The sequence below is a fragment of the Borrelia hermsii DAH genome (assembly GCF_023035675.1).
Taxonomy (GTDB): Bacteria; Spirochaetota; Spirochaetia; order Borreliales; family Borreliaceae; genus Borrelia; species Borrelia hermsii.
On the sequence record NZ_CP073147.1, the window covers coordinates 1 to 24,117 of the forward strand.

General features: G+C 32.6%; 21 protein-coding genes and 8 pseudogenes. 16 read left to right on the plus strand and 13 right to left on the minus strand.

All coding sequences use genetic code 11. The features are described 5' to 3' along the window. The first annotated feature begins 244 nt into the window (after positions 1-244). Positions 245-382 carry a hypothetical protein gene (locus tag bhDAH_RS07155; RefSeq protein ID WP_247098913.1) on the plus strand — a complete coding sequence of 46 codons (138 nt, stop codon included), beginning with the start codon at positions 245-247 and terminating at the stop codon, positions 380-382. Between the two features lie 697 nt (positions 383-1,079). Then, a complete protein-coding gene (gene bdr, locus bhDAH_RS07160; RefSeq protein WP_015633349.1) occupies positions 1,080-1,883 on the plus strand; it encodes a Bdr family repetitive protein in 804 nt (267 codons plus the stop codon). A 97-nt stretch (positions 1,884-1,980) separates the two neighbouring features. Here the strand turns inward: bdr (bhDAH_RS07160) and bhDAH_RS07165 are convergent, their stop codons facing one another. The 4 genes and pseudogenes from bhDAH_RS07165 to bhDAH_RS07695 form a co-directional block, all read right to left on the minus strand. Further along, complete coding sequence (locus tag bhDAH_RS07165) at positions 1,981-2,163, minus strand: hypothetical protein (protein WP_043924572.1); 183 nt, start codon at positions 2,161-2,163, stop codon at positions 1,981-1,983. A gap of 175 nt (positions 2,164-2,338) precedes the next feature. Continuing rightward, a pseudogene (locus bhDAH_RS07745) lies at positions 2,339-2,432 on the minus strand (variable large family protein); the annotation flags it as partial. A 121-nt stretch (positions 2,433-2,553) separates the two neighbouring features. After that, positions 2,554-2,728: pseudogene (locus bhDAH_RS07690) on the minus strand (variable large family protein); the annotation flags it as partial. Between the two features lie 36 nt (positions 2,729-2,764). Next, complete coding sequence (locus bhDAH_RS07695; protein WP_144033222.1) at positions 2,765-3,112, minus strand: hypothetical protein; 348 nt, start codon at positions 3,110-3,112, stop codon at positions 2,765-2,767. Positions 3,113-3,152: 40 nt separating this feature from the next. Here bhDAH_RS07695 and bhDAH_RS07700 point away from each other — a divergent pair. The 9 genes and pseudogenes from bhDAH_RS07700 to bhDAH_RS07205 all read left to right on the plus strand — a co-directional run. Continuing rightward, positions 3,153-3,517: pseudogene (locus bhDAH_RS07700) on the plus strand (variable large family protein); the annotation flags it as partial. A gap of 123 nt (positions 3,518-3,640) precedes the next feature. Next, positions 3,641-4,664 (plus strand): annotated as a pseudogene (locus tag bhDAH_RS07175) (variable large family protein). A gap of 105 nt (positions 4,665-4,769) precedes the next feature. Continuing rightward, positions 4,770-5,846: a variable large family protein gene (locus tag bhDAH_RS07180; RefSeq protein ID WP_015633348.1), complete on the plus strand. Its 1,077-nt coding sequence runs from the start codon at positions 4,770-4,772 to the stop codon at positions 5,844-5,846. Positions 5,847-5,968: 122 nt separating this feature from the next. Then, on the plus strand, positions 5,969-7,072 hold the full coding sequence (locus bhDAH_RS07185) for a variable large family protein (RefSeq protein ID WP_015633347.1): 1,104 nt from the start codon (positions 5,969-5,971) through the stop codon (positions 7,070-7,072). 58 nt (positions 7,073-7,130) lie between these two features. Further along, positions 7,131-7,958 (plus strand): annotated as a pseudogene (locus bhDAH_RS07190) (variable large family protein); the annotation flags it as partial. Positions 7,959-8,221: 263 nt separating this feature from the next. Next, positions 8,222-8,482: pseudogene (locus bhDAH_RS07195) on the plus strand (P12 family lipoprotein); the annotation flags it as partial. Between the two features lie 279 nt (positions 8,483-8,761). Beyond that, on the plus strand, positions 8,762-8,893 hold the full coding sequence (locus bhDAH_RS07565) for a hypothetical protein (protein WP_257722533.1): 132 nt from the start codon (positions 8,762-8,764) through the stop codon (positions 8,891-8,893). Between the two features lie 249 nt (positions 8,894-9,142). Continuing rightward, positions 9,143-10,251 (plus strand): annotated as a pseudogene (locus bhDAH_RS07200) (variable large family protein). Positions 10,252-10,392: 141 nt separating this feature from the next. Then, the gene (locus tag bhDAH_RS07205; protein WP_043924570.1) at positions 10,393-11,016 is read left to right on the plus strand and encodes a Vsp/OspC family lipoprotein; all 624 of its coding nucleotides are present in this window, start codon (positions 10,393-10,395) and stop codon (positions 11,014-11,016) included. Between the two features lie 123 nt (positions 11,017-11,139). Here bhDAH_RS07205 and bhDAH_RS07210 read toward each other — a convergent pair whose 3' ends face one another. The 3 genes from bhDAH_RS07210 to bhDAH_RS07220 all read right to left on the minus strand — a co-directional run bounded on the left by bhDAH_RS07210 (position 11,140) and on the right by bhDAH_RS07220 (position 13,949). Next, on the minus strand, positions 11,140-12,174 hold the full coding sequence (locus tag bhDAH_RS07210) for a variable large family protein (protein ID WP_043924569.1): 1,035 nt from the start codon (positions 12,172-12,174) through the stop codon (positions 11,140-11,142). A gap of 126 nt (positions 12,175-12,300) precedes the next feature. Then, a complete protein-coding gene (locus tag bhDAH_RS07215; protein ID WP_043924568.1) occupies positions 12,301-12,888 on the minus strand; it encodes a Vsp/OspC family lipoprotein in 588 nt (195 codons plus the stop codon). Positions 12,889-13,301: 413 nt separating this feature from the next. Continuing rightward, positions 13,302-13,949, minus strand: a complete 648-nt coding sequence (locus bhDAH_RS07220; RefSeq protein WP_015633346.1) for a Vsp/OspC family lipoprotein — start codon at positions 13,947-13,949, stop codon at positions 13,302-13,304. Positions 13,950-14,135: 186 nt separating this feature from the next. Here bhDAH_RS07220 and bhDAH_RS07225 point away from each other — a divergent pair, with 186 nt between their 5' ends. Both bhDAH_RS07225 and bhDAH_RS07230 read left to right on the plus strand, forming a co-directional pair. Further along, positions 14,136-14,744, plus strand: coding sequence for an Mlp family lipoprotein (locus tag bhDAH_RS07225; RefSeq protein ID WP_015633345.1), 609 nt, complete (start codon positions 14,136-14,138; stop codon positions 14,742-14,744). A gap of 35 nt (positions 14,745-14,779) precedes the next feature. Then, positions 14,780-15,214, plus strand: coding sequence for an Mlp family lipoprotein (locus tag bhDAH_RS07230; RefSeq protein ID WP_015633344.1), 435 nt, complete (start codon positions 14,780-14,782; stop codon positions 15,212-15,214). Positions 15,215-15,775: 561 nt separating this feature from the next. On the opposite strand, the gene bdr (bhDAH_RS07235) is transcribed toward bhDAH_RS07230, so the two are convergent. From bdr (bhDAH_RS07235) to bhDAH_RS07250, 4 genes are all read right to left on the minus strand, one after another. Then, positions 15,776-16,180 (minus strand): Bdr family repetitive protein, encoded by a 405-nt coding sequence (gene bdr, locus bhDAH_RS07235; protein ID WP_015633343.1) that lies wholly within the window; start codon positions 16,178-16,180, stop codon positions 15,776-15,778. 514 nt (positions 16,181-16,694) lie between these two features. Further along, on the minus strand, positions 16,695-17,345 hold the full coding sequence (locus tag bhDAH_RS07240; RefSeq protein ID WP_015633342.1) for a Vsp/OspC family lipoprotein: 651 nt from the start codon (positions 17,343-17,345) through the stop codon (positions 16,695-16,697). 377 nt (positions 17,346-17,722) lie between these two features. Continuing rightward, the gene (locus bhDAH_RS07245) at positions 17,723-18,367 is read right to left on the minus strand and encodes a Vsp/OspC family lipoprotein (protein ID WP_015633341.1); all 645 of its coding nucleotides are present in this window, start codon (positions 18,365-18,367) and stop codon (positions 17,723-17,725) included. A 377-nt stretch (positions 18,368-18,744) separates the two neighbouring features. Beyond that, a complete protein-coding gene (locus bhDAH_RS07250; protein WP_015633340.1) occupies positions 18,745-19,389 on the minus strand; it encodes a Vsp/OspC family lipoprotein in 645 nt (214 codons plus the stop codon). A gap of 644 nt (positions 19,390-20,033) precedes the next feature. On the opposite strand from bhDAH_RS07250, the gene bdr (bhDAH_RS07625) reads away from it, so the two are divergent. After that, positions 20,034-20,240, plus strand: coding sequence for a Bdr family repetitive protein (bdr, locus tag bhDAH_RS07625; RefSeq protein WP_338023263.1), 207 nt, complete (start codon positions 20,034-20,036; stop codon positions 20,238-20,240). A gap of 327 nt (positions 20,241-20,567) precedes the next feature. On the opposite strand, the pseudogene bhDAH_RS07260 reads toward bdr (bhDAH_RS07625), so the two are convergent. Continuing rightward, positions 20,568-21,606 (minus strand): annotated as a pseudogene (locus bhDAH_RS07260) (PBSX family phage terminase large subunit); the annotation flags it as partial. Between the two features lie 16 nt (positions 21,607-21,622). After that, on the minus strand, positions 21,623-22,183 hold the full coding sequence (locus bhDAH_RS07265; protein ID WP_015633339.1) for a DUF603 domain-containing protein: 561 nt from the start codon (positions 22,181-22,183) through the stop codon (positions 21,623-21,625). Positions 22,184-22,354: 171 nt separating this feature from the next. Between bhDAH_RS07265 and bhDAH_RS07270 the strand changes: the two genes are divergently transcribed. Together bhDAH_RS07270 and bhDAH_RS07275 are read left to right on the plus strand one after the other, a co-directional pair. Continuing rightward, positions 22,355-22,771 carry an Mlp family lipoprotein gene (locus bhDAH_RS07270; protein ID WP_015633338.1) on the plus strand — a complete coding sequence of 139 codons (417 nt, stop codon included), beginning with the start codon at positions 22,355-22,357 and terminating at the stop codon, positions 22,769-22,771. A 939-nt stretch (positions 22,772-23,710) separates the two neighbouring features. Then, positions 23,711-24,028: a hypothetical protein gene (locus bhDAH_RS07275; RefSeq protein WP_247098914.1), complete on the plus strand. Its 318-nt coding sequence runs from the start codon at positions 23,711-23,713 to the stop codon at positions 24,026-24,028. The last annotated feature ends 89 nt before the right edge of the window (positions 24,029-24,117 follow it).

Genomic DNA, 24,117 nt, shown 5'->3' on the forward strand with positions numbered 1-24,117 from the left:
TATAATTTGTTATTAGTATGAGATTCTTTGAATTATAATATTGACTAAAGTTGCTATGAAAATGTACAAAGTTGATACCAAAATGAACAAAGTTGCCACGAAAATGAACAAAGTTGATTTTTTTCATTTCTTATTTTTATGAGTTGACGCCAAAATGGACAAAGTTGCTATGAAAATGCACCATAGTTGTCACGAAAATATACCAAAGTTGACATTTTTATAAATAGATATATATTTCTATACAATGATTAGTATAAAAAATATTTTTAATAAAATCAAATCTAAAAAATTTATTACCAAAATATCTACTACCGATTCACTTGAAATAAATCCTAAAGAAATTACTTCTTTCTCTAAAAAATTATTTCTTACTATCAAATAGTACAGAACTTAAATCAATTGGCATTATACTCTCTTCCGGTATACCTCTGTCCACTCTAAATAACAAAAATTTTACTATCACTAACCTTACAGATAATAGTATTTCTTATGCTTTATCTTCTGGTTTACAAATTAAAAAGCATACTTTGCTTAACCCAAAACTAATTACAAACGCCATTTATTCTCTAAAAAAGCTTAATTCTACTATCCTTGCTTGGAAAATTAATCGTATTCTTAAAAAACTATTCCTAGCAAACATCACCTCTAAACATCTAGAATCCATTTACTATGCTATTCTTAATTCCTCCCATAGAAAAAATGCTTTTTGCTTTTATAACCACTCCTCTTCACAAAATCTAAAACATAAGCATATCAAACTTGTAAACAAAACTACTCCTCTAAATAGCTATAAAAACTTAAAGTTTATTAATTCTTTTCAATCATTACGCATACATACTTCTAATTTGCTATTCTATAAAAATAGCAATAATAAATTGTACTCTAATATTGCTACCCTAATTGAATCCTTTTTCCTTGATAATAAATCAAGTAAAAACTTACATACACTCAAATCTTATATTAATCTACACCTCAAACAACTTGGTATTAATTATAAATTAACTAATAGGATTCAAAAACAACTATTCTCTCATATCCTTTTGCAATAAAACAATGTATAATACTTATAAGGAGATTTTATGGGACTTCCTCAACCGATAGTTACTCAACAAATGGTTATCGCTGAACTTGTTAAAGCTGGTATTGATAGAGATATTGCTACTGATTTGTCTTACAGATATTATCGTAATGAGCTTACTTATAAAGATATTGAGTATTTAGAGACTACTTTTAACCTTAAGCTTGAAAAGGTTGAAGCAAGCCTAAAATCTGACATTAAAGACCTTGATAACAAGATTGATACTGTTGAGAATAATCTTAACATAAAGATTGATAACGTTAGAAATGAATTAAAATCTGACATTAAAGACCTTGATAACAAGATTGATACTGTTGAGAATAATCTTAACATAAAGATTGACAACGTTAGAAATGAATTAAAATCTGACATTAAAGACCTTGATAACAAGATTGATACTGTTGAGAATAATCTTAACATAAAGATTGATAACGCTAGAAATGAATTAAAATCTGACATTAAAGACTTTGATAACAAGATTGATACTGTTGAGAATAATCTTAACATCAAGATTGATAACGTTAGAAATGAATTAAAATCTGACATTAAAGACCTTGATAACAAGATTGATAACGTTAGAAATGAATTAAAATCTGATATTAAAGACCTTGATAATAAAATAGACAACATTAGAAATGAGTTAAAATCTGATATTAAAGACCTTGATAATAAAATTGATGTTAACAAAATGGAACTTAAGAGCACATTAAGACTTCATAATTGGATGTTTGGCACTATTATCACACTTAATATAGGAATATTATTAACATTAATTTCAATTATTTATTCAGTTTTGGGCAAGTAAATGTGAACTACTAATTCTATGGTCTTTGACTACATAATCAGTAATTCACACAAGCCAGAATGGTATATAACCCTAAGGACTTGCTGGCTTAGTCCTTTTAGCAGTTCTTAACTTGCTTACCTTGTAATTTGCCTTCAGAAGCTTCTTCTCCCTCTAATGAACCAACATCCCCAGACCCCTTAACAACAACCTCAGGATTCTTAACAATGGCCTTTTTTTCTAAATTGCCAAGAAAAATTTCCTTATAATCTTCATTAATCCTATCCAAAATATTATTCATCAAAGAACCGCGCTTTGTTTCACAATATTAATCGAAATATCGTTATTAGCAGCATTACCAGATTCAACAATAACTTGAAAAAAATATCAACACAGCTTACATGCCCAATTGATGTACTAGCTGCTACAATTTGCGCTTCTTCAGCACCATTAAGCTTTTCGCGGCTATATAGGTAAAAGACAGTTTTAGGATCTTCCGCAACCCCAGCTATTACAGCTTATTAATGCCATAAATAAAGTCATTATTATTGCACTTATTCTTTTTCTCATTTTTTCCGTGCCTCCTTTTAACTTATGCATTAGATTCAGCATCAGAACTATCGCTAGCAAATAGTTTTCCTGATTTACAAAAAGGCAAGAAGAAGTGTTTCCCTTAAATAACTTTATATTTTTAGTTTGATGATTTATTTAGTAGTTGGTTGAGCAGTATCAGCTCCAGTAGCATCAGTTCCAGTAGTCTCAGAGTATTTTATTCCCTTTACTGCTTCTTTAATTTTACCAAGTTCAAGATTTACCGCTTTTCTAATTATTGCGTCCAGTATTCCTAATGCCTTATTTACAGCACTAAATTTACATAGCCTTTAGTGCAAAACATCTGTCGCTTAAGTCTGCATTAGTTTTAGCGGTATACCCCCCCCGGCAGCATTGACAGTAATAATAGCAGGTGCAGTACCAGAAGAGCCACCTGATGCAACATCAGCACCAGCATTTACAGTATTAATCTTTACACCAGACTTTTCGGCAACCTCAATTATTTTTTTAACTCCTTTAATAATCGTATTAACACCAACTTCTTCAGCGGCTGCTGCTCCACCAACTGTATTAGAATCACCAATAGGAATGCTACCACCTTCTTTAGCTACCCTAAAGCCTAGTTTGCTTACAGAATCAATTGATTTTGTAGCACCTTGAATCACAGATCTAACTCCTGTAGTATCGGCATGTGGCACTTGAGATTGGGGTTGGCCCTCAAAGAAGGGACAGAAAGCTGATGCGGTTAAATCAGTTGGAGCCAGTAACAGATGCTAGCATATTACAAGCTATGATTAAAGATAATGGCGATGTGCTGCTAAATTAGCTAAGAATAATGATGTCAATGTTGGGCCTGCCCCCAAAGCAGATGCTATAACGTTAAGAGCTATGGGACTATAATAGTGGTAAGTTTGCTAATTACTAGTGATGCTGATGCTCAAGGAGTTGTTCTACTGCGGTTAAAGGAGCAGTAGTAAGCGCAGTTATTAAAGCACTAGATTACACTGACTATTGCAATTGACACAGTACTTAAAACAGTGAAAGAAGCTATAAAATTAATCCTAATGATACACTCCTATAAGTCCTGTTCAGAGCCCCCTTAAAAGCTACTGCTAGTAACTAATAAGTAATACTACCAAAATAAAAGTCATTTAAGGAACACTATTTGCTAATGATAGTTCTGGTGCTGAATCTAATGCATAAGTTAAAAGGAGGCACGTAAAAAAATGAGAAAAAGAATAAGTGCAATAATAATGACTTTATTTATGGTATTAGTAAGCTGTAATAGCGGTGGGGTTGCGGAAGATCCTCAGAGTAAATTTTTAAAGTCAGTAATAGACTTAGGAAATGATTTTTTAAATGTGTTTACATCATTTGGGGATATGGTTGCTGGTGCATTAGGTTTTAACACCAATACTAAAAGCCTGATATTGAAGCTTATTTTAGACAGTACAAGGTACTATACAAGGCACTAAGGACAAGCTTAATAAAATTGTCGCTGACATGAAAAGTGAAGGAAATCCTAATGCTTCTGCAACTGAGACTGCGGTAAAAACACTAATTGATAATACTCTTGATAAGATAATAGAAGGTGCTAAGACCGTTAGTGATGCTATTGGAGATGCTAGTGACCCAATTGGTAATGTAGGTGCTACTAATGTTGCAGGTGCTTCTGGAACTGATATTGATAGTCTAGTAAAAGGAATTAAGTCAATTATAGACGTGGTACTTGGAAAAGAAGGAAGCGCTGAGGCAGGTACCGATAAAAAAGCCGACGGTCTTACCTCAAGAACTAATAATGGAAGTGGTGAAGCAGGAAAACTATTTGATGCTGCTAATGCTGGAGATGCTGATAATGCAAAAAAAGCAGCGTCCGATGCGTCTAAAGCAGTTGGAGCAATAACTGGTGCTGATATCTTAAAAGCAATGGTTAAGGATGGTAGTGAGGCTGCTACTAATGCTGCTAAAGCTAATGCAAAAGATGGGACTATAGCAGGAGCTATAACTTTAAGAGCAATGGCTAAGGGTGGTAAGTTCGCTGGTCCTAGTGCTGATGCTGTTGAGTATGCTCCCGAAGTTAAAGGAGCAGCAGTAAGTGCAGTTACTAAGGCATTAGATACATTAACTATTGCAATAAGAAAAAAAATTGATGCAGGGCTTAAAACAGTTAAAGAAGCTATGAAAATTAATGCGAATGATACTCCTATAAGTCCTGATCAGAACGCCCCTAAAGCTACTACTACTAACTAATAAGGATAAATACTAAAAATATAAAGCTATTTAAGGAAAATTATTAGCTAACGATAGTTCTGATGATAATGCTAATGCATAAGTTAAAAGGAGGCACGTAAAAAAATGAGAAAAAGAATAAGTGCAATAATAATGACTTTATTTATGGTATTAGCAAGCTGTAGTAATCAACTTGAGGCTGAGAAACTAGCAGCAGAAAGTAAGAATACATTTTTTGATTCATTAGTAAAGATAGGGCAAGGATTCCAAGATATATTTGGAATTTTTGGAAATGCAATAGGTGATGCATTAGGATTTAATGCTGTTAAATCCGATGATAAGAGAAGCAAAGTGGGAGAACACTTTGAAGGTGTAGGAAAGGGACTTAAAGACACTAAGATTAAGTTAGATGGGTCGTTAAAAGAAGTAACTGCAGCGCCACATGCTGATACTACAGGGGTTAAAGCTGTTATTAATAATGCTGGTGCAGTGCTTACAAAGCTAATTGATTCTGTGGCTAAACTAGCTGGGGCAACTAAATCCGAAGCTCCCATAGGCGATGCTGGTACTGCTCAAGCTGCTGCTGCAACACCTGCTGATATTGCTGATGTTAATACCGTTATTGAAGGAGTAAAAAAAATAATTGAAGTTGCCGAAAAGTCCGGTGTAAAGATTGAAAAAGGAACTGCGGGTGCTCAAGTAGCTAATGCTAATGGACCTAAAGTACTGACTAATAATGCTCAAGCTGATGCTAATTCTGGTCCTGCACTAGCTGCTGAGGTAGATAAAGCTGATCCATGGGCAATGATTGATAAGATTAAAAATGCTAAAGCTGTTACTGCATCTGCTGCACCTGCGGCTAATGATGACGCTGGACAACTAGCGACTGGTAGTGCTAATGCTGCTAATAATGGCACCGCAGCTACTAATGCGGACTTAGCAGCAGCTGTTGCACTAAAGGCTATAACTAAAGGTGGGAAGTTTACTCAACCTGCTGCAAATGAAGATGGTGCAGTTAAGGTAGCAGCAGCAAGTGCTGTAAATAAGGTATTAGGAATACTGGACGCAATAATTAGAAAAGCAGTAAATCTAGAACTTGGTAAAATTAAAGAAGCAGTAAAGGGAATAAAATATTCTGAGATTACTGGTGAAGCTACTGAATCTGGGGATGATCAACCAATTACTAATAAATCATCAAACTAAAAATATAAAGTCATTGTAAGGGAAACGCTTCTCTTGTTTTCTATGAAGCGGGAAAACTATTTGCTTGCTTATAATCTTGGCACTGAAGCTAATAGATAGGTTAAAAGGAGGCACGTAAAAAAATGAGAAAAAGAATAAGTGCAATAATAATGACTTTATTTATGGTATTAGCAAGCTGTAGTAATCAACTTGAGGCTGAGAAACTAGCAGCAGAAAGTAAGAATACATTTTTTGATTCATTAGTAAAGATAGGGCAAGGATTCCAAGATATATTTGGAATTTTTGGAAATGCAATAGGTGATGCATTAGGATTTAATGCTGTTAAATCCGATGATAAGAGAAGCAAAGTGGGAGAACACTTTGAAGGTGTAGGAAAGGGACTTAAAGACACTAAGATTAAGTTAGATGAGTTGTTAAAAGAAGTAACTGCAGCGCCACATGCTGATACTACAGAGGTTAAATCTGTTATTAATAGTGCTAGTGCAGTACTTACAAAACTAATTGATTCTGTAACTAAGCTAGCTGGGGCGGTTGGCAATACTGATATTGCTGATGGTATTGGTGCAGCAGCCGCTGTTGGTGGTAGTGCTGTTGCTGCTAATAAAGATAGCGTTAATACGGTTATTGAAGGGGTTAAAGAAATAATTGATATTGCTGAAAATTCTGGTGTAAAAATTAATACTGGAAATGCTGGGGCTCAAGTGGCTGGTGGCAGTGCTACTGCTGGCGCAGCACTTGTTGGTAAAGCCAATGCCGCAGCACCTGATGCTAATTCTGGTCCTGCACTAGCTGCTGAGGTAGATAAAGCTGATCCATGGGCAATGATTAATAAGATTAAAAATTCTCAGACCACAGCTGGTGCTAATACTGCTGATAATGCCAATAATGATGCAGGAACATTGGCTACTAAATTACCTGCTGCTGGTGGTGATAATCATAATGGTGCGATCACTAATGCGGACTTAGCAGCAGCTGTTGCTCTTAAGGCAATTACCAAAGGTGGGAAATTTACTAATGCTGCAAATGAAGCTGGTGCAGTTAAGGCAGCAGCAGCAAGTGCAGTAAATAAGGTATTAGGAATACTGGACGTAATAATTAGAAAAGCAGTAAATCTAGAACTTGATAAAATTAAAGAAGCAGTAAAGGGAATAAAATACTCTGAGGCTACTGGTGAAGCTACTGAATCTGATACTGCTCAACCAATTACTAATAAATCATCAAACTAAAAATATAAAGTTATTTAAGGGAAGCGCTTCTCTTGTTTTCTATAAAGCAGAAAACTAATTTAAGAAAATACAAGATGCCGTTACATCTACTAAAACATCCCTTGAGAAAAGGGTATCAGACATGAAGAGTGAAGGAAATCCTAATGCTTCTGCAACTGAGACTGCGGTAAAAACACTAATTGATAATACTCTTGATAAGATAATAGAAGGTGCTAAGATTGCAAGTGATGCTAGTGACCCAATTGGTAATGTTGTTGCTGATGGTGCTGGTAATGCTGTCCGGGGTTAAAGACAATGATATTGATAAACCAATAAATGAAATTAATTCAATTGTAGATGTAATACTTAAAGAAGGAAATGCTGATGCTGGCAATGATAAAAGGCCGAAGATGGTTCACCCCCCCAAAAGGTGCTGCTACTAATGGCAAGACAGGAAAATTATTTATAACTACTACGCTGATACTGCTGCTAATGCCAAGAAATCAGCAGCCAACGCATCAAAGGCTTGTTGAAGCAGTAACCGATGCTGATATATTACGAGACATGGTTAAAGATGGGGTAATGCTGCTAAATTGGCGAAAGAAACAACTGGGAATGCTTCTGTAGCTTCCAAAGATGGAACTATAGCAGGAGGTATGGCTTTAAGGGCTATGTCTAAGAATGGTAACTTTGCTAATGGTAATGATGCTGCTAGTGCTGATGTTACTGCTGCGGTTAAAGGAACGGCAATAAGTGTGGTTACTAAGGCACTAGATACACTAAATATTGCAATAAGAAAAACAATTGACTCAGGACTTAAAACAGTTAAAGAAACTATGGAAATTAATCTTCATGATATTCCTATAAGCCCTGAACAGAACACCCTAAAGCTACTACTAATAACTAGTTAAGGATAAATACTAAAAATACAAAGTCATTTAAGGGAAATGCTTCTTTTATTCTCTGTAAAGCGGGGAACTATTTGCTAGCGATTAGTTTTGATGCAGAAGGCAATGCATAGGTTAGGGGAGGTACGTAAGTGAAAAAAGATTAAGTACAATAATATGACTTTATTTTTGGTATTAGTAAGCTGTAATAGCAGTCCTGTAGCAGAGAATCCTCAGAGTAGATTTTTAAAGTCAATAGGTAAGTGATTTAAATCTTGAAAGTCTTATAAATCAAGTTGATAGTGAACTGAGCGAGTTGGAATCTGCAAAATTCTTGTTTGATAAAGCACAGGAAACTTTAAAAGAAGCTATTACTGAAAGATTAAAAAATGTATTACTTTATTCTTTCGGAAAAGCAAACGATCGTTTATTAGTACAATTATCTCGAAAGGCAAGCAGTAGCGCAGCAAATTTTTTAAGCCAATTAGAATATTCTTCTGCGAAGCTAACTAAAACAAGGGGAGATAAAGAAAGGAAGAGATAGAAAAATTTATTAAAGAGGCTAAATCTGCTCTATCGAATCTTGAAAGATAAAAAAACATGTAAAGGTATTAAGCATCCCCCAACATTAGTATTTGAAAGAGAGCTCCCTTGTTAAAGGGAGCTCTCTTAAATTTTATTTAAATTTAAATAAGTTTTTGAAAATAATTACATTTATTTGACCTTAGTAAAATGCTATTTAGATTATGTTTGCTTTTTAAGGATGCTATACAGGATTTCTAGTTGATATTTATAGGTAGACTTGTAAGAAATATCCATTGCTTTGAGTCGTAGATTGAATGTGGGCTTTGAGCTTATGAAGTACATAATTATGTTTAGAGCTTGTATTGCTAGAGAAGAATTCTTCTATTACAGAGGCAATAATATTTTGAAACGGGATTTAGAATTTTTATAGCAATCTAAATTGTTTTTATTAAGCCTAACAATGTCGAATTTCAATTTTTCTCTATGTTTTGAAGCATAGGTTCATTAGATAATGCTATGTGATTATATTTACAGTTAAATGCTGTATTACTGTTAAATAGTATAGCATTGTCGCCTATAAGCTTTTTCCTTTCATTAAAAATTAAGGCATAAATATTTTCAAATCTTTAGTTCTGATGCTGAATCTAATGCATAAGTTAAAAGGAGACACGTAAAAAAAATGAGAAAAAGAATAAGTGCAATAATTAATAAGTTAAATATAAGTATAATGATTATGCCAGTTGTTCTAATGATAGGATGTGAACAACAACCAGAAGCAGGTAAGCCCGGAGCATCAGGAGGAGTAAATGGAAATTTAGGCAATTCACTAATGGAGTTAGGTAGGAGTGCGGAGAATGCTTTTTACGCATTTATAGAGTTAGTATCAAATGTGTTGGGATTTACTGCAAAATCAGATACAGCTAAGCAAGAAGTAGGAGGTTATTTTAACAGCCTAGATGCGAAGCTTGGAGAGGCGTCAAATGATTTGGAACAAGTAGCGATAAAAGCAGAATTAGGTGTTGATAAAAGCGATTCATCAAAAAATCCAATTAGAGAAGCGGTTAATGAAGCTAAGGGGGTTTTACAAATATTGAAGGGCCATTTAGAGTCCTTAAAAGAAGTAGGTGATGACAAGGTAGTAGGTGATGCAGCAACTAATACTCAAGGAACAACAGTACATGAGGACTCACTAAAGAAAGCTCTTAATGCATTGCAAGAAATAGTAAAAGCAGCAACAAGTGTAGGTGTTAAGGTATTAGAAGCAAGAGCTACAACATTAACAGTAAATGGAGTAGACAATAAGGATGGGGCTAAGGCATTAGCTACAAGTGGTGGTAATCCAGCAGCAACAGATGCAGGTAAAGCAGCAATAATATTGACAGCAGTAAGTGGAAAGGAAATTTTAAAATCAATAATTGAATCAAAAGAAAGTGATGCAGCACTATCAGCTAATGCAAAGGAAGATGCAAGTGCGGTTTCTTTTGCAAAAGGAGGTTCAGATGCTCACTTAGCAGGTGCAAATACCCCAAAAGCAGCAGTAGCAGGGGGAATAGCACTACGTTCATTGGTTAAGGCAGGTAGCTAGCATCAGGAGCAGCAGATGGTGCGCAAGGAGGGAAAGAAGAAGTACAAAGAGTAGGAATAGCTGCAACAAATAAGTTATTAGTAGCAATAGAGGATGTAATTAAGAAGACGGTAAAGAATGTTCTTGGAACAGCAAAAGAAAAAATAGATAAAGCAAGAGGTCCGCAAGCACCAATTTCAGAACCAAGTAAGAAGGCAGATTAATAAGATAAATAGTAAATTGAGATTATTGAGGAATAAAAGCAGAAGGCAATCTTAGAGAGATGGATCTAGGTTGCCTTCTACTTTGTTTTAAGGAAAATAAGAAGTTAAATATAATAGTGGAAAAGAATAAGTGCAATAATAATGACTTTATTTATGGTATTTATATCATGTAATAATGGAGGGCCAGAGCTTAAAAGTGACGAAGTAGCTAAGTCTGATGGAACAGTACTTGATTTAGCAAAAATAAGTGCAAAGATAAAAGAGGCTAGTGCTTTTGCAGAAAGCGTTAAAGAAGTAGAGACTCTAGTTAAGTCAATAGATGAGCTTGCTAAAGCTATTGGAAAGAAAATTAAAGACTCTGCTACTGAGCTTGATAATCAGGCAAATAAGAATGCATCAATACTTGCAGGAGCATTTAATGTTGTGTTGCATGTGAAGACTAAATTGGCACAATTGGAGAAAAAGGAAGGGATCTCTGAGAATCTGAAAGTAAAAGTTACTGCTGCAACAGCTGCAAATACATCATTTTTAAATAAATTGAAAGAGAAGAATGCTGACCTTGGTAAAGATGGTGTTACTGATGAAGATGCAAAAAAGGCTATAGATAGAATTGGAAAAAAGGACGGTGATAAAGGAGTTGCTGAACTTATTAAATTAAACACAGCAATAGATGAGTTGTTAAAGGCGGCTGGGGGTGAAGTAGAGGCTGCAATTAAAGAGCTTACAGCTCCTGTTAAGGTAGAAAAACCTTCTCAAAATAACTAACTAGGGAATAAATAATTTAAGTAGTTATTATAAGGTAAGTTAATTAAGCAAAAGGCAAACTACACTTCTGCATCAAAAACAAGAAAAGCTTTTCCCTTACAATGACTTTATATTTACCATTAACTAGTTACTAGTAGTAGCTTTAGGGATATTCTGCTCAGGAGTTATAGGAGTATCATTAGCATTAATTTTCATAGCTTCTTTAACTGTTTTAAGGCCTGCGTCAATTGTTTTTCTTATTGCAATAGTTAATGTATCTAGTGCTTTAGTTACTGCACTTACTGTTGCTCCTTTAACTGCAGTAACAACATCAGCATTAACAGCATCCTTATCATTAGCAAATTTACCACCCTTTGCCATTGCTCTGAGTGCAATTCCTCCTGCTATAACCGCATCTTTAACATCAACAGCAACACCAGTCACCTGAACGGTAGCACTATTCTTAGCTAATTTAGCAGCATCACCACCATCTTTAGAAATAGCTTGTAATATATCAGCACCTGTTACTGCCCCTACTGCTTTTGCTGCATCAGCACCTGCTTTCTTTGCATTATCTGCAGAATCAATAGCACCATTATTACCAGTATTACCAAATAACTTTCCTGCATCACCAGCATTAGCACCTCTTGCTCCAAGAGCATCGGCCTTTTTACCATCTCCAGCCTCAGCATTCCCTTCTTTAAGTACTACTTCTACAATTGCCTTAATTCCATTTATTAGATTATCAACACCATCCCCAATAGCACCTGTACCCGCACCAGCACCACCAGCAGCAACATTACCAATTGGGTCACCAGCATCACCAATAGCCTCACTTGCAGTCTCAGCACCTTCTATTATCTTATCAAGAGTATTATCAATTAGTGTTTTTACCGCAGTCTCAGTTGCAGAAGCATTAGGATTTCCTTCACTCTTCATGTCAGTAACAATTTTATTAAGCTTGTCCTTAGTGCCTTGTATAGTATCTTGGATTGTTTTAAAATAAGCTCCAACATCAGACTTTTTTGTCTCTGTACTAAAACCTAATACCTTGGAAACTATATCTCCAAATGATGTAAACACATTTAAAAAATCATTACCTAGGTCTATTACTAACTCTAAAAATTTACTCTGAGGGTCTTCCGCAACCCCACCGCTATTACAGCTTACTAATACCATAAATAAAGTCAAGAGATAGAAAACTATACCCTTAGTTTTCTATCTCTTGACTTTATTTTTTCTGGCTCTTGCCTTTTGCTTAATTAACTTATCTTATAAAACTACTTAAATTATTTATTCCCTTAGCTAAGACTTGGCGGAAGCTGCTAGCTTAGCAGGAGCTGTAAGCTCAGTAATTGCAGCCTCTACTTCACCCTCAGCTGCCTTTAACAAGGTATCAACTGCTGTGTTTAAAGCAAAAAGTTCTTTTCCTCCTTTATCTCCAGAATTATCGTTTTTACCTATAGCCTTAGGAGCATCAGCATCTTTACCAAGGTCAGCATTACTTTGTTTCAATTTATCTAAGAATGCTTTACTTGCCTTTTTAACATCCTCAAATTTTACCTTAAGTGATTCACTTGATTTAGCCTCCAATGCTGTCAATTTAGTGTCCATCTCCGTTATTATTTGATATACTCCTGCGACCAAAGAACTATTTTTATCTGCTTCATTATTATCAGTAAGCCCATTTGCGTCAACTTTCTTTTTAATAACCTTTGCTAACTCATCAATTGACTTAACTAAAGTCTCTACTTCTTTAACACTTGCTGAAAAAGCACTAGCCTCTTTTATCTTTGCACTTACCTTTGCTAAATCAAGTACTGTTCCGTCAGACTTAGCTACTTCGTCACTTTTAAGCTCTGGCCCTCCATTATTACAGCTTACTAATACCATAAATAAAGTTTAACATTTCACTTAACATATTCTTCTTCATTATTTTGTGCCTTCCTATATTATAAAAAATAAAAACCACAATGACTTTTTGGCATTGAAATAAAATAAAACTTATTATTATACGGGTTTTTATGCTTTTGGTTTACTTATACAAATTCAACTTACTTTTAAAGTATTTGATTATTTGATTACAATAAAAACATACTCTTAATATCATACTTACAATTATTTATATTCAATCTTTACTCATGTAAACAATTTTATATACAAAGAAACATTCCCTAAATAACATCAGAAGCTAAGAGCATTACGCTCCTAGCTTCCTATTCCTTTTTGACTTTATTTTTCCCTGCTCTTACAGCTTACTTAATTAACTTACCTTATAATAACTACTTAAATTATTTATTCCCTAATTAGTTATTTTGAGAAGGTTTTTCTGCTTTAACAGGAGCTGTAAGCTCTTTAATTGCAGCTTCTACCGCCTCATTAGCAGCTTTTAATAACTCATCTATTGCTGTGTTTAGGGCAATAAGCTCAGTCTTACCTTTACCTCCAGTATTATCGTTTTTATCTATGGCATTTTTTGCATGAGCATCTGTAGCGTCTTTTTTACAAAGATCATCATCCCCTTTCACTTTGCTTAAGAATGCTGTACCTTTACTCTTAGAATCATTAATTTTTGTCTTAATATCTTCAGAAATTCCATTTACTTTTAATAACCCGTCCAATTTAGTACCTACATCCGTTACTATACCATATACCCCTGCAATTAATCCCCCATTATTATTATTAGCATCAGCTGCAAGAACACCTGTATCTTTCGTAAGCTTCTGTCCAATGGTTTTAGCAAGCTCATCAATTGACTTAACTAAAGTCTCTATTTCTTTTACACTTGCTGCAAACTCAACCGCGTCTTTTATTTTTTTACTTATTTTTGCTAAATCAAGTACTGTTCCGTCAGACTTAGCTACTTCGTCGCTTTTAAGCTCTGGACCTCCATTATTACATGACATAAACACCATAAATAAAGTCATTATTATTGCACTTATTCTTTTTCTCATTTTTTTACGTGCCTCCTTATTACTCTTCTATATAGGCAAAGGGACTAGATAGCCAAAAAAGCTTTTTTAAACTACTAAAATGCAAAAAATAATAATTTTTATAAAACCAATGAAGACTCACAAAAATCTATACATCAAGAAAAAAACTGCTATATATTGTTTAAATCATAAAGATAAGGGGATTACATGAGCAAACTTATAAGGTTCATGCTCTTCGTAGCAGTATTATTGTATTGTTGCAAAGGATATAAAGTAAGAATAGCACCTACTGAAGATCAATCACATAGTAGCTCTAAAAGAGCTATGAATAATTTACATAAAGAAACTGATGAGATAAAAGAAAAGGCTATTACTCTAACTGATGATGAGAGAAAGAAATTTAACTCTTTAAAGCATGCACTTGAGAAGGTCGTTGAAAAGCTACAAAATCAAATTCAAGGATGTCAAAATGATAAGAGTAAATGCACAAGCTTTCTTACTTGGCTTTCAAAGGACATACCAAAACAAAAAGAATTAGCCAATGCTTTTACCGATGTTTATAACTTCTTAGAAAAGAAAAGACAAGAAAAAGCAAGTGATAAAGATTTTGACACCTATATAAGTGACGCTATTGATTGTCAAGCGGGCAACAATGATGGTAAATACGGCAATGGTACTAACGAGATAGAACAGTTCTTCAGGGGCATTTTAAACGACATACCCAACAAGCCAACTAATAAGGAAATGTTTGAATGTCTTAAAGATGGTCTTACGAGCGACAATAGTCATTGGGGTGGACTTAAAAATTGGGAATAAAATAAATTATTAATATTAAGATAAGGAAATTTGATATGAAAGTTATTAATTTTGTCTTAATAATTTTATTACTAATAATTAGTAATTGCGGTCAATATAACAATAAGGATAAAGGGATTAAAAGTAGATCTAAAAGAGACGACTTAAGGGAACAAGCACAAGAAGTACAAAAAACACCTGAGGAATCGTTAAGAGAAAAGTTAAATGATATTGAAAAATTAAATTTAAACTTCTTAAAAGAGGCTTTGGATGATGGGAGTAAATTCAATCAGTTTGTGCTTTTAAATCAATCTAAGATTAAAGATGCGCTTGAACATATAAAGAATGAACTTTCAAAGTGTAGTGGTAATGATCAAGGCAAAAACACTTTTAAAGAAGTAATAAAGGGATATTTTAACACAATGAACAACAATACACTAAATGGTTTTAAAGCCGGGGCAATAAGCACTTGTGGATCGGCGGGTGGGTAAATGCACCTGAGCATAATTCAAGTAAAAAAGCAAATTTAAAAAAGGATATTTAAGACCTAAAAATTTAAGAGAGGGTACAACACAACATCTAGACAAAATCCCTACAAAAGAATTAAATTTTGAAGAACAATACGTATCACTGCAAATTACAAAGCTATTAAAAGAGAACACTTAATTAATGATAATTCCGTATTAATTTCTAAATTAAGCTCACTAAGCTGGTCTGCGGTTTCAACTAAAATGTATCCAACATCATTGACTGTATAAATCAAGTTAAATAATGTTGCCTTAAGCTCTATCTTTAAAGCCTCTAAATCTTCGCTAAACTTAGATGAGAAACCACATTACAAAAAAGTTTTCATCTTAAGCACATCTTCTGCTATATTTTTATATAATTCTTAAAAAAGATAGAATACCTGTATAAATCTCTTGCATTAATCTTGAAATTTAATCCCATCGCTACCTTTACCTTGCAGAAACTAAATATCATGCAACAATCAGCAAGGTCTAATTGTCTTTAACAAAAAAACAATTGATTAAAAGAGGCATTAAGATGAAGGGTTACCTAACTGAAAGTTGCTTACTTAACATTGATATTAATGCTAAAAATATCCCTATATTAAGTACAATAGGAGTACCAAACATCCAATTATATAGTCTTAACGTACTCTTAAGTTCCATTTTGTTAATGTCTATCTTATTATCAAGGTCTTTAATATCAAATTTTAACTCATTTCTAACAGTGTCTATTTTATTGCCAAGTTCATTAATGTAAGCTTTTAAGCCGCGTTCTAACATTTCAAGTTTTATATCAAAGTTTTCTCTTAAATGCTCAATATCCTTATGAGTAAGCTCATTACGGCAATACCTATAAAAAAGGTCAGCAGCAATGTCTCTATTTATCCCAGCTTTAACAAGCTCACTTAAAACCATTTGTTGTGTAATTACTGGTTGTTCACATCTCATAAGAATCTCCTTATGTAATTATAATATAATATTTTACATGTTATAAAAACTTTATCTTGGGAAAATGTGCCTTAAGAAAAGGTATATTTAAAGTTACGAATAAATACGATGCATATTTGTTCTAAATGTAAAAAAATGTCTTAATAAAACTACCCTGTCCAGATACATTATCCCTAACTTCAACATAAAGTATATTCAAATTAAGTTTAGTAAGTATGGTTTTAATTATGGATTATATATTGGATGGTACTCGTAAAGCTTTTCCTAGCTTAAGTGATAAAGTCTATCAATAAACTCAAACCAATATCAAAGTAATGTTCTGGATAGTTCAGCATCAGATTTTATTTAGTCGCTAACTCCTAATTTTTTAGTCTTAACATCAGTAACACTTTCCTCCTTTAGTATCTGTCGTAAAGGTGATAGGGTCTTTTATTTTTAACTTATTGTAGCTAAATCAAGAACAGTACTAATAGGAATAATTTTTATAATAATATTTAAATTATTTATACTTTAGTTAAGACTTAGCGGGAGTTGCTGACTTAGCAGGGATTGTAAGCTCTGTAATTGCAGCTTCTACCTCACCCTCAGCTGCCTTTAACAACCCATCTATTGCTGTATTTAAAGCAATAAGCTCTTCCTTACCTTTACCTCCAGTAGCATCGCTTTTATCTATAGCATTTCTTGCATTCGCATCAGTAGCAGCTCCATCCGCAGCTCCCAAAGTAGCATGTTGATTTTTTAACTTAATTATAAATGCTTTAGCCTTAGCCTCAACATCTTTAACTTTTTCACCTAAATTTTTAAGAGATTGTGCTACTTGTAACTCTCCTGATTTTTTTTCTATAGTTGTAGCCACACTAAATACCCCTGCCATCAATGGAGTATGGTGATTACTACCATTAGCATCATCTTCCAACCCATTTGCAGCAATTTTTTTCTTAATGCCCTTAGCAATATCGTCTATTGACCTAACTAAAGCATGAACTTCTTTTACACTTGCTGCAAAAGCACTAGCCTCTTTTATCTTTTTACTTATCTTTGCTAAATCAAGTACTGTTCCGTCAGACTTAGCCACTTCGTCACTTTTAAGCTCTGGACCTCCATTATTACATGACATAAACACCATAAATAAAGTCATTATTATTGCACTTATTCTTTTTCTCATTTTTTTACGTGCCTTCCCTATATCATAAAAAAATATAAACCCACAATGACTTTTTGGTATTGACATATGATATAACTCATTATTCTCCTGTTTTTTATCCTTCTGTTTTACTTACACACATTTAGCTTACTTTTAAAGTATTTAATTATTTGATTACAATAAAAACATACTCTTAATATCATACTTGCAATTATTTATATTCAATCTTTACTCATATAAACAATTTTATATACAAATAAACATTCCCTAAATAACATCAGAAGCTAAGAGCATTACACTCCTAGCTTCTTATTCCTTTTTGACTTTATTTTTCCCTGCTCTTACAGCTTACTTAATAACTTATCTTATAATAACTTCTTAAATTATTTATTCCCTAGTTAGTTATTTTGAGAAGGTTTTTCTACCTTAACAGGAGCTGTAAGCTCTTTAATTGCAGCTTCTACTTCACCCTCAGCTGCCTTTAACAAGGCATCAACTGCTGTGTTGAGTGCTTCAAGCTCAGTGACCCCTTTATTTTTAGTAGCATTTGTTACAAGTAAAGCTGCTTTTGCATTATCATCACTAGCCTCTTCTTTGCCAAGGTCAGTATGTTCGGTTTTTAATTTATTTGAGAATGATTCACCACTAGTTTTTGCAGCAGTAACCTTTGCCTTAAGTAAAGAAGAGAGTCCAGCCTTACCATCTAATACTGTCAATTTACTATTTATATCCAACGCAACATTATATGCCCCTGCAAGCAATGATCCATTCTTACCAGCCATAGCATCAAACTTCCCATCGGACTTAATCTTCTTTCCAATAGCACCAGCAAGCGTATCTACTGACTTAACTAAAGTATGAACTTCTTTAACACTTGCTGCAAAAGCACTAGCCTCTTTTATCTTTGCACTTATTTTTGCCAAATCAAGTACTGTTCCGTCAGACTTGGCTACTTCGTCACTTTTAAGCTCTGGACCTCCATTATTACATGACATAAACACCATAAATAAAGTCATTATTATTGCACTTATTCTTTTTCTCATTTTTTTACGTGCCTTCCCTATATCATAAAAAAATATAAACCCACAATGACTTTTTGGTATTGACATATGATATAACTCATTATTCTCCTGTTTTTTATCCTTCTGTTTTACTTACACACATTTAGCTTACTTTTAAAGTATTTAATTATTTGATTACAATAAAAACATACTCTTAATATCACACTTGCAATTATTTATATTCAATCTTTACTCATATAAACAATTTTATATACAAATAAACATTCCCTAAATAACATCAGAAGCTAAGAGCATTACGCTCCTAGCTTCCTATTCCTTTTTGACTTTATTTTTCCCTGCTCTTACAGCTTACTTAATAACTTATCTTATAATAACTACTTAAATTATTTATTCCCTAGTTAGTTATTTTGAGAAGGTTTTTCTGCTTTAACAGGAGCTGTAAGCTCTTTAATTGCAGCTTCTACTTCACCCTCAGCTGCCTTTAACAAGGCATCAACTGCCGTGTTGAGTGCTTCAAGCTCAGAAGCTCCTTTAGTTTTATCACTATTATCTTTCTTTATAGCTTTTTTTGTGTCATCATCAGAAGCATCTTTTTTACCAAGTTCAGTATGCCCATCTTTCAATTTATTTAAGAATGCTTCGGCTTTACTTTTAACCTCAGTAATCTTAGTTTTCAACTCATTAGAAATTCCACTTGTTGTTTCCAATGCTCCCACTTTAATTTTCACAGCTGATACTACACTATGCACTCCTGCAATTAACGACCCATTTTGACCAGCTTCGGTATCCAAACCCCCATCATTTTTAATTTTCTTTCCAATAGCTTTAGCAAGCTCATCTACTGACTTAACTAGAGTCTCTACTTCTTTAACACTTGCTGCAAAAGCACTAGCCTCTTTTATCTTTTTACTTACCTTTGCCAAATCAAGTACTGTTCCGTCAGACTTAGCCACTTCGTCACTTTTAAGCTCTGGCCCTCCATTATTACATGACATAAACACCATAAATAAAGTCATTATTATTGCACTTATTCTTTTTCTCATTTTTTTACGTGCCTCTCTTTAACTTATTCATTAAATTCAGCATCAGAACTATCATTAGCCCAATAGTACAATACTCACAATCCAAACATAAAAACTAAATAAATACTTACACAAATTCTTTGAATTTAACATCAAAACCAAAGATTTGCAAAATATTTATGCTTTAATTCTTAATGAAAAGAAAGAATTTATAAACAATGTTGTACTATTTAACAATAAAATAATTAATATAATCACATAGCATTGGTTAATGAACCTATGCTTCAAAATATAAAGAAAAAATTAAAGGACATACACTCATTTGATATTGTTAGGCTTAATAAAAACAATTTAGATTGTTATAAAAATTCTAAATCCCGTTTCAAAATATTATTGCCTCTGTAATAGAAAAATTCTTCTCTAGCAATACAAACTCTAAGCATAACCATACACTTCATAAGCCCTAATCTACTACTCAAATAAATGGACATCTCTTGCAAATCTACCTATAAATATCAATTAGAAATCCTGTCTAACATCTTCAAAAAGTAATCACTACACCCTACAAGCATTCTACTAAAGCAAATTCCATTAACACTTAAATACTGCATAATCCTTATAAGGAAATTTTTATGGGACTTGCACAACCAGTAATTACTTAACAAATGGTTACTAAAGCTGGGATTAATAGAAATATTGCCGTTGATCTATCTTGCCGCTATTATAAAAATGAACTTACTTATAAAGATATTAAGTATCTAGAGAATACCTTTAACTTAAAACCCGAAATGTTAGAACGTAGCTTAAATCTGAGATTATATCTGTTAGAACTGAACTTGATAATAAAATTGATACTGTTGAGAATAACTTAAATGTAAAGATTAATCTTCTCAAAAAGAAATCAAAACCAAATATCTCACTTAAAAAGCGAAGTTTGATAGTAAAATTGATAAAGCCACATTATAAATTAGAAATATATTAAGATTGCATACCTCAATGCTTGGAATTGCTATCACACTTAATGTAATAAATTTTGCACTATCAGCATTATTATTAAATAAATAACTTTAAGTTAAGTAAACCCCTTCTTGGCCCCTCTTTTCAATTATTTCTACACAAATTAATGAATTGTTAAATATTCGTCTCATCTTAATTCACATTCTTTACTATATAATCTTATAATAAATCAATAGTTAAGGATTTCGCGCATTAAAGAACTTTGCCTTAAGATTAGCAAGTATAAGTATAGTCTTAATTGTATCCAATACCCTTGAGTAGTCACCAACTGGTAACTTTTCTTGAAATATAAATGCATAATACTTTTGATCTACTCTTTCTAAAACACAAAGAGCAGTATTATCGCCTCCAATGCTGTATGCAGGATCTAAATATGCTATTGGTGCCTTAAATTCATGATTACTAGTAAGATTAATATTGGTAAATATCGAATCGTATGACGCAACCCATTCTCCCCAAGAGTACCCTCGCCTTATATGTTGGCATGTCCCTGTAAATCTCTTCTTGGGTTTTAATAAATTCTTTTGATATTAGTTCATTATCATATGTTGTAAAGTTATATGTAGAATAAGTTTTCTTGTTATCAATATAATCAGTTTTAAAGAAATGTTCTGGACTGTCTGGATTTGTATCAAATATAATAGTTTCCATACCTACTCTAAGTCTCTTTAAGCACTCTATTAGCGTTTCCTTATGCAGTGTAGTTGCTTCATTTACATAAATAAGAGCGGAATTGCTTCCTCTAAACCTTTCAAAATCACTTGCCTTATCTCCACCATATAGATTGACTCTTAAGGAGTCTATTTCAAAATATGATGTATTAGAAAACTTTGGCGTAAAGGGTACTCTTAGCATGCTAGCAATCTTTTCAAACTGCCCTAAAACATTAATCTCTAATGATTTTTGGGAATTACCTAATATAAAATTATTGGTATCCTGCTTATAAAAATGTCTATTCTTAATGAGCATCTTTAGATATAAATAGCAAGCCAAGAATGTTTTACCACTGGCAATACCACCTGACAGGATAATTTTACTTCGATTATTATTCTCAATTAATTTTAAAACCTCACATTGTTTCTTAGTTAAATATGTCTTTTCAAACCCTCTAAAATCAATAACAGCTGCTTTCAGTTTAATTAAATCTGCTATATCAATACCAAATTCACGCTTGTATTCTTTTTGCATTTCCTTAAAAAGAGGTAGTTTATATATATCCATTTCCTAACCTTTAAATTTAAAATTTAGATCTCACATCAACATCAGTAGCTTTAAGCTTAAGCATTGTCTTATAATAAAGTGACATCTTCTTAAGTTCTCTTTCCCTTTTAAGTTCATCCAGTTTAAGTTTTAATTCTTCAAGTTGTTTATTCTCTTCATCTGAATGCGAAAGATTATTATCTCTAATTTTATTATCAAAACTTATAATCTTATCTTCTAATATTTCTATCTCGTGATTATGGGCTTTAAGTTCCAACTCTAAATAACGACTAAATGAATTTATAAATTCAATTCCCAACATGCTTCTGGTCATACTGAACTGACTTTTAAGATCACGCGCTTGGGCTGTACTTTGTGAAGCATGAAGCAAAATATTAGTTAAAGTATCCTCACGAATAGTAAGCTTAGCAGTTTCTTTAACGTATTCATGGTCATCCTTAATCTCCTCCCGCTTGCGTCTCATCTTTCCTACATTAACACGACTTACTCCCAGCTCTTTTGCTATTTGTGCGTCATTAAGCCTGCCTTCTTTAAAATACACAACATAATCATCAAATGACTTCTTTACTCTTCTCATATCTCTTTAACCCTAGTCTAAATTAACAAAACTTAACAAAAACCAATATAAACTCTATAACAAAACAATCAACTTTACAAAATCAATTAATACTTATAAGAGGCTCACACAACATAAGAAAAACTGCTATATATTGTTTAAATCACAAATATTAAAGATAAGGAAATTTACATGAGTAAAATTAATTTTATTTTGGTTTTATTACTACTAATTAGTAGTTGCAATCAAGATAACAATAAAGATAAAAAAATTAAAAGTAGAAATAAAAGAGATTTAGAAACAACACAAAAAGTACAAAAAACACCTGAGGAAGCATTAAGAGAAAAATTAACAGAAAAACAAAAGAAAGGATTAGATTTCTTAAAAGATGCTTTGGGTGATGATAATAAGCTAAATGAAATTCTAAGGCAAGATGAAAGTAAAGTTAAAGGCTCACTTGAACATATAAATACCGAAGCTAAAAAATGTAATGGAAATGATGAGGGAAAAAGTACTTTTAAAACATTAGTAAAGGCATATTTTGAAGGTGAAATTGAGAATAAATTAGATGGTCTTCAAGATGGGGCAAAGAGTACTTGCGATAACTAGAGAGATATTAGCATATAAACAAGAATAAAAGACGAAAATTAAGAAATAATATTTAAGAAAGGAAGATTTAAGAAAGTAAAGCTACAAACAAAGATAAAGAAAACAAAGAAGTAAAATAAACGAATAGAAATTGTCAGAAAAAGCAGTAAAGATAAATAAATTAAACTCGTTATAAAAATGGTAAGAGTAACTATAAAAGTAAACAATTGGTTAACAAAGAGAAGGTAATTAAATTTTATAAGAGTAGAAACATCATTGTAAAATGAAAAGCTATTAAAATAAGGAATAGAGTATATGCAGGGAATATTTTTAAGTATTTGTTAAAGATACCACAAAGTATGCTAGATATCTTGTGCTACAGTCTCTAAAAACACCTTTTACTCCTACATAAAGCACCTTAGAGGGGGTATTTTATGCAATGAAGCGACATTAGAATTGACTTACAATACAAGTATTTGCTAACATTTTTGTAACTAATTTTAAATATTTTTAAAATCTTTAGTTAACAATAAAATGTATTAAAAGGAACCCTTAACTAAGAGTAATCTTAACTTTATTAATGAACTAATAAAGCAAAATGAACGCCTCAATAAAGAATTGTCACAACTTAAAAGTACACTTAAGAGTAAAAATAAAGCTTCAAAACAATAAAAAAACACTCCTTTAAGATTTTATCTAAATGACAAAACAATCAGACTAGTAAAAAAATATATAAAAGAGCTTATACAAATCAACCCAATCTCTGGATGGTTTGTATATATCTTAAGTATTACTGGTTGCAGAGGTGTTGAGATACAAAATGTAAGACTATCTGATGTATCAAAAGAAACAAGCAGTGATGGTGAAGTATTCTATTCTCTTCGTGTTAATGTAGCAAAGAAGAGAAGTAGTATCTGCATAAGAGAAGTAGTTATTAGTAAGTCTGAATTTGATGCTATTATGCAAGCACATCAAGCATACTTTGCAAGCAAAGGAAAAGACAAAAGGCGTACTTATTTTTTTCAAAAAAGTAAACACAAATTCTGTGACAATAGAATTAGCATAACTGAAATCTCAAAACAATTTAAATCATTGCTTCTTAAAGCTAGGTTTAGATTACATATATGCTGTAATATCTTTAAATATCATGGGGACAACTCACTTAAAATAAAAGAACTTATGAAATACTTATCTACCACCGAAATTTATAACGCCTATGAACTATTTCCTGCAAGTAGGGTCCAAGCATATAAAAATATAAAAAACAGTTTGAAATAACTTACAATTTTTGCTAAAAAATTTTTGCCAAACTATTATTAATAAATCTTTAATAGCAAAAATAAAAAGCTTTTAGGTATCTATTCTTT